Origin of the sequence: Methanorbis furvi (genome assembly GCF_032714615.1) — an archaeon.
In the GTDB taxonomy this organism is placed as follows: Archaea; Halobacteriota; Methanomicrobia; order Methanomicrobiales; family Methanocorpusculaceae; genus Methanocorpusculum; species Methanocorpusculum furvi.
Genome location: NZ_JAWDKA010000003.1, coordinates 68,434 through 82,225, shown reverse-complemented (window position 1 = coordinate 82,225; position 13,792 = coordinate 68,434). Strand labels below are relative to the sequence as shown.

The window sequence follows — 13,792 nt, the reverse complement described above, 5'->3', positions numbered from 1 at the left end:
GTTACTTTTGTTGTTTCAGGTCAGTTAGCTCAGCATCAGGATGCGTCTTCAGATATGCGGCGATCTCGGGCTTGTGGAGAAGCAGACAGTTTGTGCAGGCCCAGATTTTTCCGCCAGAGGAACTGTCCACAAACTCTCCAAGCTCGGTGTCATGGCAGGGATAGAACGGGCAGTAGCAGAAGTCGCAGGACTGCCCCTCAAAGTGGCAGGGATAGTAGGGACAGCTTTTTTTCTGCCACTCGACCCAGTGGTTTCCGCCGTAGCGCGAGTAGATGAAGTAGGATGGTGTCCTTCGGACAACACGACCTTCATGCCGGTCAAGCGATGCGGTAACCCCGTTGAGGACTGCATCATACACGCGTCGTCCTACCTCGGTGAAGGTTCCGGCATACAAATGACGCGGGGTGCCTGATGGGATCGCCGCAACGACGACCGCGTCTGATGTGGTGCCGGTAAAGTCGCGTCCGAGATTTTTCAGGGCATGGGCTTTTGCTTCGGTCGCGGTTATGATCGTTTCAAGAATTGCCGCGTCCGAGAGACTTTCGTCTGAGGTTACGATGATGTTGATGGTGTGGGGTTTGGCCGGGTCAGGGTTTGGGTTGGAGACGCCGGCTGTGACGAATACGGTGATGTAGTCGTACTGAAGCACGCAGAGGTTGTGCATCGAAACTGCAGTCAGAAGACCGAATGCATCAGTTTCGTATCCTTTTGCTGTGAGGATGTCCCTGATATATACAAGAGGGTTGTCGTGATCAAAATTATTCGGAACGGTTCGGTTGAGAATGGTGGAGATGTTTTTCATGCCGCCGTCAACACCGGTGCTTGCCGCACGCCATGTGCCCCGGATGTAGACGGTCTCTTTGTCGTAATGGTATCTCACTGCTTCTCCTCAGTTATTACATATCTCTGCGGCTGAGCTCTTTACTGTATGTGTTTTTGCGTGTTCGTTGAAAAAAGGTAATACCGTCCGCACCAAACATATGGTCATGTTTTGGCAGCCGCTCTCGGTTGAGTCATGGATTGGCATGCGCAGAGGCTCGTTATCTGATGTGAAGGATTCGGTAAATACGATCATCGAAGATGTCAGAGTAAACGGCGATAAGGCGCTGTTCTCTCTGACGGAAAAGTTCGATCATCAGAAACTTTCCTCGCTTGCAATTTCTTCTGAGGAGATTGATGCAGCGTACGATCATGTGTCTCCCGAGCTGGTGCAGGCGCTGATTGAAGCTGAGGCGCGGATCACTCAGTTCCATGAGTTACAGAAGAGCAAAACGCTGTGGCTTGAGGAGATGGAGCCGGGCATTACGCTTGGGGTGAAGACGACGCCTCTGGACCGTATCGGTGCATACATCCCGGGCGGCCGCGCTGCGTATCCGTCGACCGTTCTGATGACGACCGTTGCTGCACGGGTTGCGGGCGTTCCTGAGATTGTTGTCTGCACGCCGCCAAAGGTCAATCCCTTAACGCTGGTGGCCCTTGATATTGCAGGTGTTGATGAGGCGTATCAGATCGGAGGTGCTCAGGCAGTTGCTGCGATGGCTCTTGGTACCGAAACCATTCGTCCGGTGCAGAAGATTGTCGGTCCCGGCAATGTGTTTGTGACGCAGGCAAAAATGATGCTTCGCGAGTACGCTGACATTGATTTTCCTGCGGGACCGAGCGAGATCGGTATCATTGCTGATGCGTCTGCTGAGCCGCGCTATATTGCAGCAGATGTTCTTGCGCAGGCCGAGCATGATCCAAACGCTGCATGCGTTCTGGTGACCGACAGCAAAAAGCTTGCAGCAGAGGTTGGAGATGAGATTGCTCAGCAGATTGCGAATGCTCCGCGCCGTGAGATTATGGAAAAAGCCCTTGCCCACTCAGGGTATGTGATTGCGGAGAGTATGGAGGATGCAACGGATCTGATGAACCGGATTGCTCCTGAGCATCTTTCGATTCAGACGGTGGACGCGCTCTCGACACTCTCCGGCATCCGTCATGCAGGCTCGATCTTCATCGGTCCGTACACGCCGGTCGCCTGCGGTGATTATGCGTCCGGCACGAACCATGTGCTGCCGACCGCAGGGTATGCGAAGAGCTACTCTGCTCTTGATGTGAATCATTTCATGAAGCGGTCGCAGGTGCAGATGGTGACCCGCGAGGGACTTGAGTCGATCGGCGATGTGATCGAGGCACTCGCTACTGCGGAGGGACTTGCGGCCCACGCGAACTCGGTGCGGCTCCGACGCGAATAATTTTTTTGGAATTATTTTTTTGCGATAGGAGTTCCGCGGTGATGAATTTCATCGTTTGAGATTTTTACTGTTTTTTTCCTTATTTGGAGTAACCACGGAATGCACGGAAACATCACGGAGCTTCACGGAATGCACGGAAACATCACGGAGCTTCACTGAATGCACGGAGAACGCCTGCGGCGCCGGAATGCACGGAAGAACAAAGGAGATGGAAGAAGTCCTCAAGTATTTTCTCCATATAAAATAAAGCCGAAGAATATCTCTTTCTTAGCTCTTCCGTGCATTCCGGCGCCGCAGGCGTTCTCCGTGCATTCAGTGAAGCTCCGTGTTCTCCGTGCATTTCGTGGTTACTCCAAACGAAACCAAAGTTGAGATCTCTCACCTCAACAATTTCAAAAAAAAATTTAGATCTTCCGGGCGATCGTCAGATAACCCGTGTGCGACACTTTCGTCGAGGGCCGCGTTCCCCGTGCGCTCCGCGTCAGTTCGCGCTCCATGCACTCAAACGTCTGCACGCACTCCTCGCCGAACAGCCGCCGTGCCGTATCCATCACACAGAACGTCTGCTCAAGGAACGGCGTATAGGTTGCGAAGTATCCGCCGGTCCTGAGAAGTCCGTAGGCATGCTCCACATGCTGCGGCTCAATCATCATATCCAGATGCACCACATCAAACGGCCCGTCCGTAACCGCGAGCACATCACATGCCCGGCACTCAACATTCGTAAGCCCTGCATCACGGATGTTTCCCTCCGCAACGCGGGAAAACTCCTCGCGTGCCTCACACGTCACCACAGACTTTGCAACGCCGCCGAAAAAAATCGTCGCAATCCCTGAACCGGTTCCTGCATCAAGCACGCGGTCGCGGGCAGACATACCGGTATAGGCAATCACCATGCCGATATCCTTTGGCATCATCGGTGCGCCGGTGCGTTTTCCATGAGAGAAAAAATCCGTCGGCCTTGGCACAAGGACCGTGAACGGTTTTTCCAAGTGCGTCAGAATCGTATCCCCGCTCTCAAGTTCAGCCACCGCCGAAAGATCAATCATCCCGAGATCCGTCGAAAGTTTCCCCTCTCCGGCCCGCACATAATACTCGCGGCCGTGACCGCGGACAATCACCCGGTTTGGTCCGATCATTCTACTGCCGTAAGTTTCAGAATTGCCTCGGCAATATCGCCGTTGCATGATTCAAGTGCTGCGCGTGCAGTCTCCGGCGACACCTGTGTCTGGGACGAAACAAGCTCCACATCAGACTCAGGGATCTCCACCTTCGCCGGCTCAAACCGCGGAGTGCCGGTCAGCTGGTACGAAGTCTGGCCCTGCATCGTAATGCCGACAACCTCAGCCGGCTCAAAGACATAGTTTCCTGAAGATGTGTAGACAACAACTCTCTCCACATTCTCGATCTCGTCCATCTTCATGCCCATCTTCTTCATTGCGGCCTTCATCTGTTTGGGGTTAACACCTGGCATCATAGTTTTTTACCTATCCTTACTCTATCATTTTTTTTCAATCAATCTTAACTCCATCGGGATTACTGACGGTTTTTCCCCTGACGAACCTTGACTGCAGTTCCATAGGAAAATCCGATCATCTCAGTACCCGAAAGCATCGCCATACCGGTTGCAAGCAGATTATCATCCTCATCAACCACAAGCACCTCATCCTCGGCCATGATCGCAGGATCGCTTGAAACCACATGCTTTGCCATCGCATTTTTGCCGTCAAGAATGAACGGCACCGCATCGCTCATCACCACAACACGATTTTTCGGTGCGGCAAGGAATGCATGCAGGCGTTCTGCCGCAGGATACCCAAGCGTCAGTCTGCCGTCGCCGGCGCGGACCGTTATTAACCTCGTCTTGCCTGAGTTCGCGTATCTGATGCGTTTGGTGTTTGAGTAGGCAAACGTGGTGTCGTCAGGAAACATCGCGTCTCCTGCTCCCCTGCCGAACTGAAAATCAGCGATGCGGCGCACCCGCAGCAAACTGACCGGCAATAAGCTCGTTAACTCTTCTGATGAAATCATCTTCACAACCTTTCGGGATATATGCCCCCGCAGCAATATTATGTCCTCCGCCCGCACCGTCAAACTCTGCGGCCGCTGCAACCAGTGCCGCCTGCAGGTCAACGCCGCGGCGGAGTACTTTTTCATAGGTCCTCATCGAAATTTTGACAAGATCCGGCTCGTCAGAGACATAGCACAGCACCATAATCGGTTTTGACGGATCGAGTTTGGACAGCGCCATACCTGCTCCGATGCCGACGATCGTGTCAGGGTATGTATCCCTCGTGTGGATCCACTGCAGATGTCCTGCGTCGGTGACGCCCGCGGACAGAATGTGCTCGCAGAGTTCGCGGATGATCGTGCGGTGATGTCTGAGCATGTGCTCTGCCTCGCGGTACTGGGTTCCCCGGTCGCCGAAGCAGACTGCTTCACCGATTTTTGGCTTTGCCCATCTGCCGCAGGCGTTCAGCATGGTTGCATACTCTGAGGCGTTGCGCAGAGGCGACAGCTCGGTCTCGTGCGGGAAGAAGTAGAGCTCGGCAAACAGCCGTTCGGTTGACTCGCCGTTGGCGATCATCTGTTCGGCAATGATGCTTGTAAGAAGCTTTGCTTCATCCGCTTCCAGAGACTCCCAGACCCGCTGGTCCGTGGACTTTTCATAGATACCAAGCCGGATCAGAAGATCAGCGGCTGCTTTCGGGTCTCCTGAAAGGCCCGGGAGAATCGGGTCGTCGCTGTTGGCGAGGCAGAGATGGAGGGGGCGCGTTGAGAGTCCGTAGCAGTTGATGCCTTTGGTGATTCTTACGCGTCCGGTCTGTGCACCGTCCTCTGCAATCCACCGGGCGATGCCGGTTAAGCCGCAGGTTTCGCGTGCCATCATGTCGCCCACGTTGCCGACAACCGCGAGCTCCGCAAGGTCGGCGTTGTCTGGGTCAAGTTTTCGCGCAAGCATGTAGACGATGCCTGCCGCAGAACATTTCGCATACTCAGGTCCGTACAACTGTGCGTTGACCTGGGGATAGATCGTGCCGTTTGGTGCAGGCTGGTTGATGTGATGATCGAGGATCAGCACGTCATCAGCTTTCATTCCTGCCTCTTCCATGAGGTTTTGCTGGCCGGCACCGAGGTCGGTGAAAACTTTGAGGGTGTCGTCATCTGGCACATGGCGCATGGTCAGCGGTTCAAGCTGGCGGACGAAAACGGGTGTCACGGGGATGCCGAGACGCGCAACCGCCTGTGCGGCAATTGCTTCGCTGGTGATGCCGTCTGCGTCGATGTGCGAGATAAGCGTCACTGCGTGCGCATTTCTGATGATCTCGGCTGCGGCACTGATGTCCTCAATGAAACCCATTCCTATGTACTTGGCGCTCCGGCAAACTATAGGTATGGGATGGTGTGGTTTGGTACTTTTATCAGTGATCCGCCCACGGAAAAACGGAACACACGGAATTCGAAAGTATTTTTTATTATTTCTGTGATGTTCACGTCTGCTCCGTGATGTTTTTTCCGTCAATATTTCCGTGTCATCCGTTTTTCCGTGGGAGGCCATACATTAAGGAGGCCAAAAATTAATAGACAACACCCTCGGGAGGCTCACATCACACACAGAGATGCAAACGTCGGATGGTTTAAGCGGTTTTGATGCAGATTACATAATTATCAGGTCTGGTCCAGACCGAAATATTCGGAGATACTCATGCGGGAGCTGCTTTCATTTGGTCTTTCAGGCATTGTTTCGGCTGATACCATGCGGGTCGTTGACAGGAACACGGACGGCTGCGGTGTTTCGGCGATGCAGAGAATGGAGAGCGCAGGCGCTGCTCTTGCGTTTGCTGTCAGGAAGGAAAATCCGTCTCGTGTCGCAATTCTCTGCGGTCCCGGAAACAACGGCGGCGATGGACTGTGCGCCGCACGCCACCTGTCTGCAGACACCGATGTCATGGTATACTGCTGCGGCGAACCAAAGACCGTCGAGTCCCGCGTCCAGTATGCGGCACTCGCAGGATGTCCGGTGACGATATTTTCCGAGCCGCCACCAGAGATCTTCTCTGCCGACGTAATTGTGGACGCTCTGTTTGGAACAGGTGCACGCCTGCCGCTTCGTGAACCGTACGCCGGCCTGGTCTCTCGTATGAACACGTCTGGTGCACGCATCATTGCCTGTGATGTGCCGACGCCAGGGGGCCGGGCAGACCGCGTTGTCGCGTTTCATCTCGCAAAGACCCCGGGTGCCGAGGTGTACGGGATCGGGATTCCACTCGCAGCAGAAGTTTTCTGCGGAGAAGGAGATCTTCTTCTGATTCCTGAAAAGTCAGCGGGTTCCCACAAAGGCTCGGGCGGCACCGTGCTGGTGGTAGGCGGCGGCCCCTATCAGGGAGCGCCGTTCCTTGCAGGAGTAGCCGCACTTCGCGCAGGCGCAGACATTGTCCGTGTTGCATCGCCCTCAGACGGCTTTATGCCTGACATTATTCACGAACGCCTGTCTGGGAACCATGTTTCCAAGGAGCACCGCGAGCATCTCGTATCCCTCGCAGAAAAATCCGACGCAGTTGTCTGCGGTCCGGGTCTCGGCACTGCATCAGACAGCCTCTCGGTCTGCTTTGATGTGGTTGCCGCTGCACGAAAAGCTGTTGTGGATGCGGATCTGATCAGAAACCCTCTGCCGCATGCGAGGGATGGAACTATCTATACGCCGCATGCAGGAGAGTTTGCCCGCATCGCGGGAGCTGCTGTTCCTGCCGGACTTTTTGAGCGAGGGTCTGCGGTTCGTGCGGCGGCAGCTGCTGCAAACGCGACGATCATTCTCAAAGGCCCCATTGACACGATCTCTGACGGCACGCGTGTCAGGTTCAACAAAACCGGCGCACCAGGCATGACCACCGGCGGAACAGGCGATGTTCTCGCCGGCTGCACGGGCGGTCTCCTTGCCCGCATGAAACCGTTTGAGGCTGCGTGCGCCGCGGTCTATGCGACCGGCCTTGCCGGAGGCATCGCCGATGATGAGGCCGGAGACGGGCTTCTTGCAACCGATCTTCTAAGGCATCTGGCGCATACATTATACAGAGAGGAGTGAGACATGCCTACATTCACACACTTAAACGAAAAGAACGAAGTCCATATGGTTGACGTCACCCCCAAGCCCGACGTTGCCCGCGAGGCAACCGCCAGCGGGAGAATTTATCTCAGGCCCGAGACGCTGAAAGCAATAGCCGAAGGAACGGTTGTGAAAGGAAACGTCCTTGCAACAGCGCAAGTGGCGGGCACCATGGCAGTGAAGCAGACCTGGGCAATCATTCCCATGTGCCACCCGATTCCGGTCGGCGCGGTGACGGTTGCGTTTGATCAGACTGCCGAGTACATTGAGGCGACGTGCCGCGTCAAGACGTTCGGCAAAACCGGCATTGAGATGGAAGCGCTGACTGGTGTTTCAGTAGCCCTTCTGACGATCTGGGACATGGTGAAGTCTGCTGAGAAGGATGAAGCAGGCCAGTATCCGGCGACGCGGATTGAAGGAATCCATGTCGTGGAAAAGATCAAAGCAGCTGCTTGAGTAAAAATTCTTTTTTTGTTTCTGTGAGTTTGCATCTTCACCCACGAGTCGCCCACGGAAAAACGGAACACACGGAGTTTCACAGAAAAAAAACATCACGGAGCAGACGTGAACAGCACGGAAATAATTGTTTTCAGATTCCGTGATGTTCACGTCTGCTCCGTGATCTTTTTCCGTCAATATTTCCGTGTGTTCAGTGTCTTCCGTGGGCGGAGCTGACCAATCCCAAACTGTGTTCCCCAATAACCGAATTTATGTCAAAGCCCTTTTCGCCCACATCATTTTATAGCACATACACCCAATAATACACAGTTTACAGCACTGTGCCGTCATGGTGCAGCTGTATATCACAGGAATGTGGCAGCATATCCGAAGAATATTCGGATGATAAGACTGCTGAACCTGAGGTGAAAGCAAAAATGTCCAAATCAATGTATGGATACGTTCGGGATGCGTGGAAGAGACCCGCAGACTCTGGTGTAAAGAAACTCCTCTGGGAGAGAATGCAGGTATGGCGCCGTCAGGGCGCAGTCGTCCGCCTTGAGCGTCCGACCCGTATCGACCGTGCCCACGCACTCGGCTACAAAGCCAAGCAGGGCATCATTGTTGTTCGTGCATCCATCCGCCGTGGTGGCCGCAGAAAGTCCCGGTACATCCGCGGACGCAGAACCAACCGTATGGGAATGCGCAAGGCAACGCCTGGAAAGAATCTGCAGACCATCGCAGAAGAGCGCGCAGCAGACCGCTACCCGAACATGGAAGTTTTAAACTCCTACTGGGTTGGACAGGACGGAAAGAGCAAGTACTTCGAGGTCATCCTTGTTGACCGCTGCAGCCCGTCTGTCCTTGCCGACAAGAATCTCGCATGGGTTGCAAACACCCGTGGACGTGTCTACCGCGGCAAGACCTCCGCAGGCAGAAAGGGACGCGGACAGCACAACCGTGGAACCGGTACCGAAAAGTGCCGCCCGAGCATCCGTTCCAACAAGAGCCAGGGCAAATAACCCTGTCTTCTTTTTTTCCATTATGATTACCGACGCCTGTGTATTCGCAAACCAGGACCAAGCCGCAACAGTTCGGCGCCTTCTTCTTACCGGTAAATCCTGCGGACTCTCCCGCATGGTTATCTGCGGCACTGCACCCGACATTCCTGACTCCTATGCCGGAGTAGAAGTTCTCCGCGGCAGGGTTGTTGGCAAACAGAACGGCAAAACGTTTCTTGACACCATGAAAAAAATACCGAAAGGTGTTGTTGTAATGGTGTATGTTGGAGAAAACAGCTTCAACCGAACCGCCATCACCACAAAAGGCGTTCATCTGCTGACGGGGATCGCAGATCTTCCGAAAGGCGGGTTTGACCACATCGTCGCAAAAATGGCGGCTGATCACACCACCGGTGTGGTGATCGATCTCTCCCGCATCATCGATGCAAAAGGAAGGCGGACAGCTCTTTTGCGATATGCAGAAATTCTTCTGCTGCACCGGAAGTTCCGTTTCCCTCTCGTGATCGCAAGCGGAGCCGACACAATCTTTGGCATCAGAAATGTGGAAGAGACTCTTGCGCTCTGCTCACTGTTCGGCATGACGCGGGCAGAAACATATGCCGCACTGAACGGTCTTGACGCTGTACTCAGCCCACCCCGGCCGGTGCGGATCGTGGAGGATGCATGAGACCGCTTCCGCCGACCCTTCGCGAAAACCGGAGATATATTCTGGTGAAAATTGCCGGAGAGTTTACCGCTCCCCTCACGCAGAAGGAGATCTATTTCACGATTTCCGAAGCGGTCACCTCGCTCTTCGGAGACGTCGGCTCTGCCGCGGTTCATGTTGCGGTCGTCTGGTCCGAAGACGAGCACGCGATCGTTCGGTGCAGCAGAGGATCAGAGCAGAAGGTCATTGCATCGCTTGGAGTTATCACAAAAATTCTGGGAGCTCCAGCAGTGTTTCACAGTGTCGCGGTGTCAGGCACCATCCATGGCGTCAAAAAACATCTGCATCCAACAACATGGGATGACGAGGTCATCGCCGGCTACCGGTGCTCAGGCAAAAAAGTTGATAGTCTTACAGGTAGTAATACGCACAGATATCTCACACGAGATGATATAATTAAGGAGTAATCATGCAGCCACAACAATATCAGATGGGAGGATACGATCGTGCCATCACGATGTTCTCTCCCGACGGGCGCTTATATCAGGTTGAATATGCCCGCGAGGCAGTAAAGCGCGGCACAACTGCTGTCGGCATCAAATGCAAGACCGGCGTTGTGCTTCTGGTTGACAAACGTGTCAGCTCCCGCCTTTTAGAGCCCTCGTCGATTGAGAAGATCTTCAGAGTTGATGAGCACGTTGGTGTTGCTTCCTCTGGTCTTGTCGGCGATGCACGGGCACTTGTTGACCGCGCCAGAATCGAGGCCCAGATCAACCGTGTCAGCTATGGTGAGCCGGTTGATGTGGAGACGCTTGCAAAGAAGCTCTGCGACCATATGCAGACGTATACGCTGTTCGGCGGAGCACGTCCGTACGGAACTGCACTGCTGATTGCAGGTGTAGAAACCGATGAATCCGGTACCCGTTACCGCCTCTTTGAAACCGATCCCTCAGGAACTCTCCTTGAGTACACGGCGACCGGTATTGGTATTGGAAGACCTGCGGTGATGAAGCTCTTTGAGGCTGAGTACAAGGAGAACATCTCTGCTGAAGAGGCAATCGAACTCGGTCTGAAGGCGCTTCACACCGCAACCGAGGGCAAGTTTGATGTCAACACGGTTGAGATCGGTATTGCCGGTTCCTACTCTGCGAAGAAGAAGACCGCAAAGAAAATCGAAGCTCCGAACGGGCATGAGTCGTCTCTTCTGCCGTTTAGAAAGCTGAACGCTGATGAGGTCAAGGTTGCGGTAGCAAAGTTTTCCAAGACGCAGGGCAGCTCTCCGGTTCAGGAAAAAGATCCGGACGTGTGAGTGAGGTAGAGGGATATGATCTCGCTTGATGATGCAGTGGTGGCGCGGCTTGAGACGCATGGTCTGAAGTTTGAGATTCTGGTGGATCCCGAACTTGCAGACAAGATGCGCCACGGCGATGAGTCGATTGCAATTGAGGACGTGGTCGCAGCGCTGTATGTGTATGAGAATGCTTCCCATGGCGACAAGTCGCCGGAAGAGGATCTGCAAAAGGCGTTTAAGACGACTGACTTTGAGCAGAATGCAAAACAGATCATTCTCAAGGGAGAGATTCATCTTACTACCGAGCAGCGCCGTCATTTAATAGAGGAGAAACGCCGCCGTGTCATCAACTTCATTGCGCGAAATGCGGTGAACCCGCAGACCGGACTTCCGCATCCGGTGACGAGACTTGAGATCGCCCTTGAGGAAGTGCGGGTGAACTTTGATCCGTTCAAGTCGGTGGATGAGCTGGTGAAAGAGACCGTGAAGGCTCTCCGCCCGATTCTTCCCATCAGATTTGAGGAGAGAAAGATTGCGGCAAAGTTCCCGATGGATTATGCTGCACGTGCGTATGGTGCGGTTTCCGGTGCTGCGTATGTTACGATGGAGAAGAATGAGTGGCAGAGCGACGGGTCATGGATCTGTGTGGTAAAAATCCCGGCCGGGATGCAGGAGGAGTTTTTCAGCCTGGCAAATCATGCGGCCAAGGGTGATGCCCAGCTCAAGATTTTAGAATAATATTAAAACATCTGAGAACTAATGATAGTAGATATTTCTGAGGAATACTTATGGCATCCAAGAGCAAGAAAGTAGCAAAGGGACGCGTCACCGGTAGTGCCGGACGTTTTGGCCCGAGATACGGTCGTTTCACCCGTAAAATGGTGAATGAGAGCGAAAAGATTTCCCGCGCAAAGCACCTGTGTCCGATGTGCGACACCGTTGCAGTAAAGCGTGTCGGTACCGGCATCTGGGAATGCAAGAAGTGCGGTTACAAGTATGCCGGCGGTGCATATGTTCCGCAGACTCCGGCTTTAAAGGTCGTTCTTCGTTCCATTGATACCAAGGGAGTATAACTGAATGGTCAGTTATAAGTGCGCCCGCTGTAAACAAACAGTTGAGATTGACGCAAATGTCCGTTGTCCCTACTGCGGACACCGCATTCTCTTTAAGGCGCGCGGTGCCGGAATGAAAGTACTGAAAGCCCGATGACATTCATAACATCATCGCGTAAACCGTCACCGGATGTGCGCAGACTTGCCAAGGAGATCGCCTTTGCGCTCGATCTCCCGTATGTCCAGCGGGGAAAGTCAGGTCTTCGGACGATGGATGCCGAAGACCCGGTAGTTATTTTTCTGTCCGGTGCAAAGCGGGGCGGTCAGCTTTTTGATCTGACGGTAAACGGAAAGATCGTTTTTTCAATGCTGATTACGAATGTTTTGACAAGCGAGAGGACGGGTCCGTTCCATCATGGTTTTGTGGTGCGGGAACGTGATCTTTATGATGCTTTGTCACCCCATATGCAGGTGATGTTTGATGCGGACGCTCCAGGTCCGATTGTGTTTGCCGGGACCCAGAAGATGCAGTATATTCTGCAAGTGATGGTGTGATGGCGACGCACGCAGCTGAGTTCCGGTTTGAGTGTTCGTATGCAGATAAGCTGTATGCGGTGCTTGTTCCGGAGGCAGGTTCGGATCCGGGTGAAAAGTCCCGGGTGAGTCTCATGCATGATGAGTCTTCGGTGACTGTTCGTGTGGAGGCTCTTGATGTTTCATCTCTCCGGGCTTCCCTGAATATGTGGCTGCGTCTGGTTAATGTGTGCAGAGAAATACAGGAGTTGTAAAAAATGGCAAATCCACAAGGGGGCATCCCCCCGCAGATTCAACAGCAGCTGGCGATGTTTCAGCAGATTCAACAGCAGCTGCAGCAGGTGTCTTCCCAGAAGATGCAGTATGAAATGACGCTTCGCGAGACCAAACGTGCGTTGGAGGAGCTCGACGCGGTTGCGGATGATGCGGTGGTGTTTTCCAGCGCAGGTTCGATTCTTATTCAGAAGAATAAGGCTGCAGTGATCACTGATCTTCAGGAGAAAGTTGATTCTATGGAGCTTCGCATCGGTTCACTTGATAAGCAGGAGAAGACGATGACGGCAAAGGCAAGTCAGCTGCAGAAGCAGATTCAGGAGGCAGTTGCCGGTCAGGGCAATGTGCCGACTGCACAATAATTCTTTTTTTTCCTCTACATTGAAATACGCTCCTGACATACTTATCTGGTATGAGATATTTACCAGAGCAAATTCTGGGTGTTGCGGGTTGTATTCTGCTGCTTGTCGGTATGATTGCTCCGCTCTACACCATTAGTCTGGCTGTTGTTGAGCTGTATCCGGTTACGGTGGCAGCTGATTTCAGGCTGGCTCTTTGTTTTGCGGTCCTGCTGGTTATTGCGGCATGGGCGGTTGTGTTCGGCAAGCATCTGGTGACTGCGATTCTCGGTCTGCTGACGCTTGTGTTTACGTCAGTTTTGCAGGTGATCATTGACAGCCAGATTCAGAATCTTGCTGCTTCAATCAGTGCAATTGGCGGCGGCTCTTCATCTTCGCTCCTTGGAGGAATCCTCGGAACTGTTGCCGGGTATCTGATCAATACTGCGGTGACGTCTTCGTGGGGCTGGTACGTCCTCTTTGGTGCTGGTGTTGTTCTGGTGATTGCAGGTGTGTGCGGATTTATTCGTGCGAGAAAGACACCGGCAAGTGCCGAGTAATTTTATTTTTATTTTTTAGGATGCTGTAGAAAAATTTCGTTGTTGTTTTTTGAAAAAAATGTAATCGAATAAGTGGTGAATCTGCGGTTTATTTTATCTCGTGCGTCCACACTCACCATTTACCCGATAACATTTTTCAAAAAAAGCAACTAAATTATTTCGCGATAAATCACAAACAACCAAAAAAGAAAAACTACGCCCAAGTCGGAATTCGAATCCGAGTCGATGCCGTGACAGGGCATCATGATAGGCCACTACACTACTTGGGCACAAACACCTGCATGTCATCCCGTTCAC

19 protein-coding genes and 1 tRNA gene are annotated in these 13,792 nt (G+C 53.2%); 14 read left to right on the top strand and 6 right to left on the bottom strand.

The window, feature by feature from the left end; all coding sequences use genetic code 11:
* Position 1: 1 nt before the first annotated feature.
* Positions 2 to 880, bottom strand: coding sequence for an adenosylcobinamide amidohydrolase (locus McpAg1_RS03170; protein ID WP_338093847.1), 879 nt, complete (start codon positions 878 to 880; stop codon positions 2 to 4).
* Positions 881 to 986: 106 nt separating this feature from the next.
* Here McpAg1_RS03170 and hisD point away from each other — a divergent pair, with 106 nt between their 5' ends.
* Positions 987 to 2,237, top strand: a complete 1,251-nt coding sequence (gene hisD / locus McpAg1_RS03165) for a histidinol dehydrogenase (protein ID WP_338093846.1) — start codon at positions 987 to 989, stop codon at positions 2,235 to 2,237.
* A gap of 404 nt (positions 2,238 to 2,641) precedes the next feature.
* On the opposite strand, the gene McpAg1_RS03160 is transcribed toward hisD, so the two are convergent.
* The 4 genes from McpAg1_RS03160 to McpAg1_RS03145 are packed head-to-tail and all read right to left on the bottom strand — an operon-like array spanning position 2,642 to position 5,598.
* Complete coding sequence (locus McpAg1_RS03160) at positions 2,642 to 3,376, bottom strand: methyltransferase domain-containing protein (RefSeq protein ID WP_338093845.1); 735 nt, start codon at positions 3,374 to 3,376, stop codon at positions 2,642 to 2,644.
* The gene (locus tag McpAg1_RS03155; RefSeq protein WP_338093844.1) at positions 3,373 to 3,714 is read right to left on the bottom strand and encodes a nascent polypeptide-associated complex protein; all 342 of its coding nucleotides are present in this window, start codon (positions 3,712 to 3,714) and stop codon (positions 3,373 to 3,375) included. The genes McpAg1_RS03160 and McpAg1_RS03155 overlap by 4 nt, the downstream gene beginning before the upstream one ends.
* 59 nt (positions 3,715 to 3,773) lie before the next feature.
* Positions 3,774 to 4,238: a PUA domain-containing protein gene (locus McpAg1_RS03150; RefSeq protein WP_338093843.1), complete on the bottom strand. Its 465-nt coding sequence runs from the start codon at positions 4,236 to 4,238 to the stop codon at positions 3,774 to 3,776.
* Positions 4,201 to 5,598 (bottom strand): RecJ family nuclease, encoded by a 1,398-nt coding sequence (locus McpAg1_RS03145; protein ID WP_338093842.1) that lies wholly within the window; start codon positions 5,596 to 5,598, stop codon positions 4,201 to 4,203. The genes McpAg1_RS03150 and McpAg1_RS03145 overlap by 38 nt, the downstream gene beginning before the upstream one ends.
* Before the next feature lie 345 nt (positions 5,599 to 5,943).
* Here McpAg1_RS03145 and McpAg1_RS03140 point away from each other — a divergent pair, with 345 nt between their 5' ends.
* From McpAg1_RS03140 to McpAg1_RS03080, 13 genes are all read left to right on the top strand, one after another.
* Positions 5,944 to 7,320 carry an NAD(P)H-hydrate dehydratase gene (locus McpAg1_RS03140; RefSeq protein WP_338093841.1) on the top strand — a complete coding sequence of 459 codons (1,377 nt, stop codon included), beginning with the start codon at positions 5,944 to 5,946 and terminating at the stop codon, positions 7,318 to 7,320.
* 3 nt (positions 7,321 to 7,323) lie between these two features.
* A complete protein-coding gene (gene moaC, locus McpAg1_RS03135; protein ID WP_338093840.1) occupies positions 7,324 to 7,797 on the top strand; it encodes a cyclic pyranopterin monophosphate synthase MoaC in 474 nt (157 codons plus the stop codon).
* 419 nt (positions 7,798 to 8,216) lie between these two features.
* Positions 8,217 to 8,801: a 50S ribosomal protein L15e gene (locus McpAg1_RS03130; protein WP_338093839.1), complete on the top strand. Its 585-nt coding sequence runs from the start codon at positions 8,217 to 8,219 to the stop codon at positions 8,799 to 8,801.
* Positions 8,802 to 8,823: 22 nt separating this feature from the next.
* Positions 8,824 to 9,468, top strand: coding sequence for an RNase P subunit p30 family protein (locus McpAg1_RS03125; protein WP_338093838.1), 645 nt, complete (start codon positions 8,824 to 8,826; stop codon positions 9,466 to 9,468).
* Positions 9,465 to 9,914, top strand: a complete 450-nt coding sequence (locus McpAg1_RS03120; RefSeq protein ID WP_338093837.1) for an Rpp14/Pop5 family protein — start codon at positions 9,465 to 9,467, stop codon at positions 9,912 to 9,914. The genes McpAg1_RS03125 and McpAg1_RS03120 overlap by 4 nt, the downstream gene beginning before the upstream one ends.
* A 2-nt stretch (positions 9,915 to 9,916) precedes the next feature.
* Positions 9,917 to 10,756, top strand: coding sequence for an archaeal proteasome endopeptidase complex subunit alpha (gene psmA / locus McpAg1_RS03115; RefSeq protein WP_338093836.1), 840 nt, complete (start codon positions 9,917 to 9,919; stop codon positions 10,754 to 10,756).
* Positions 10,757 to 10,771: 15 nt separating this feature from the next.
* The gene (locus McpAg1_RS03110; RefSeq protein WP_338093835.1) at positions 10,772 to 11,476 is read left to right on the top strand and encodes a ribosome assembly factor SBDS; all 705 of its coding nucleotides are present in this window, start codon (positions 10,772 to 10,774) and stop codon (positions 11,474 to 11,476) included.
* A gap of 50 nt (positions 11,477 to 11,526) precedes the next feature.
* The gene (locus McpAg1_RS03105) at positions 11,527 to 11,811 is read left to right on the top strand and encodes a 50S ribosomal protein L37ae (RefSeq protein WP_338093834.1); all 285 of its coding nucleotides are present in this window, start codon (positions 11,527 to 11,529) and stop codon (positions 11,809 to 11,811) included.
* Between the two features lie 4 nt (positions 11,812 to 11,815).
* Positions 11,816 to 11,947, top strand: a complete 132-nt coding sequence (locus McpAg1_RS03100; RefSeq protein ID WP_338093833.1) for a DNA-directed RNA polymerase subunit P — start codon at positions 11,816 to 11,818, stop codon at positions 11,945 to 11,947.
* Positions 11,944 to 12,345 (top strand): Brix domain-containing protein, encoded by a 402-nt coding sequence (locus McpAg1_RS03095; RefSeq protein ID WP_338093832.1) that lies wholly within the window; start codon positions 11,944 to 11,946, stop codon positions 12,343 to 12,345. The genes McpAg1_RS03100 and McpAg1_RS03095 overlap by 4 nt, the downstream gene beginning before the upstream one ends.
* Entirely contained in the window at positions 12,345 to 12,578 is a 234-nt protein-coding gene (locus tag McpAg1_RS03090) for a KEOPS complex subunit Pcc1 (protein WP_338093831.1), read from the top strand. The genes McpAg1_RS03095 and McpAg1_RS03090 overlap by 1 nt, the downstream gene beginning before the upstream one ends.
* A 3-nt stretch (positions 12,579 to 12,581) precedes the next feature.
* Positions 12,582 to 12,959: a prefoldin subunit beta gene (locus McpAg1_RS03085; protein ID WP_338093830.1), complete on the top strand. Its 378-nt coding sequence runs from the start codon at positions 12,582 to 12,584 to the stop codon at positions 12,957 to 12,959.
* 50 nt (positions 12,960 to 13,009) lie between these two features.
* Positions 13,010 to 13,495: a hypothetical protein gene (locus McpAg1_RS03080; protein ID WP_338093829.1), complete on the top strand. Its 486-nt coding sequence runs from the start codon at positions 13,010 to 13,012 to the stop codon at positions 13,493 to 13,495.
* Positions 13,496 to 13,691: 196 nt separating this feature from the next.
* Here the strand turns inward: McpAg1_RS03080 and McpAg1_RS03075 are convergent.
* A tRNA-Asp gene (locus McpAg1_RS03075) sits at positions 13,692 to 13,764 on the bottom strand.
* Positions 13,765 to 13,792: the final 28 nt, after the last annotated feature.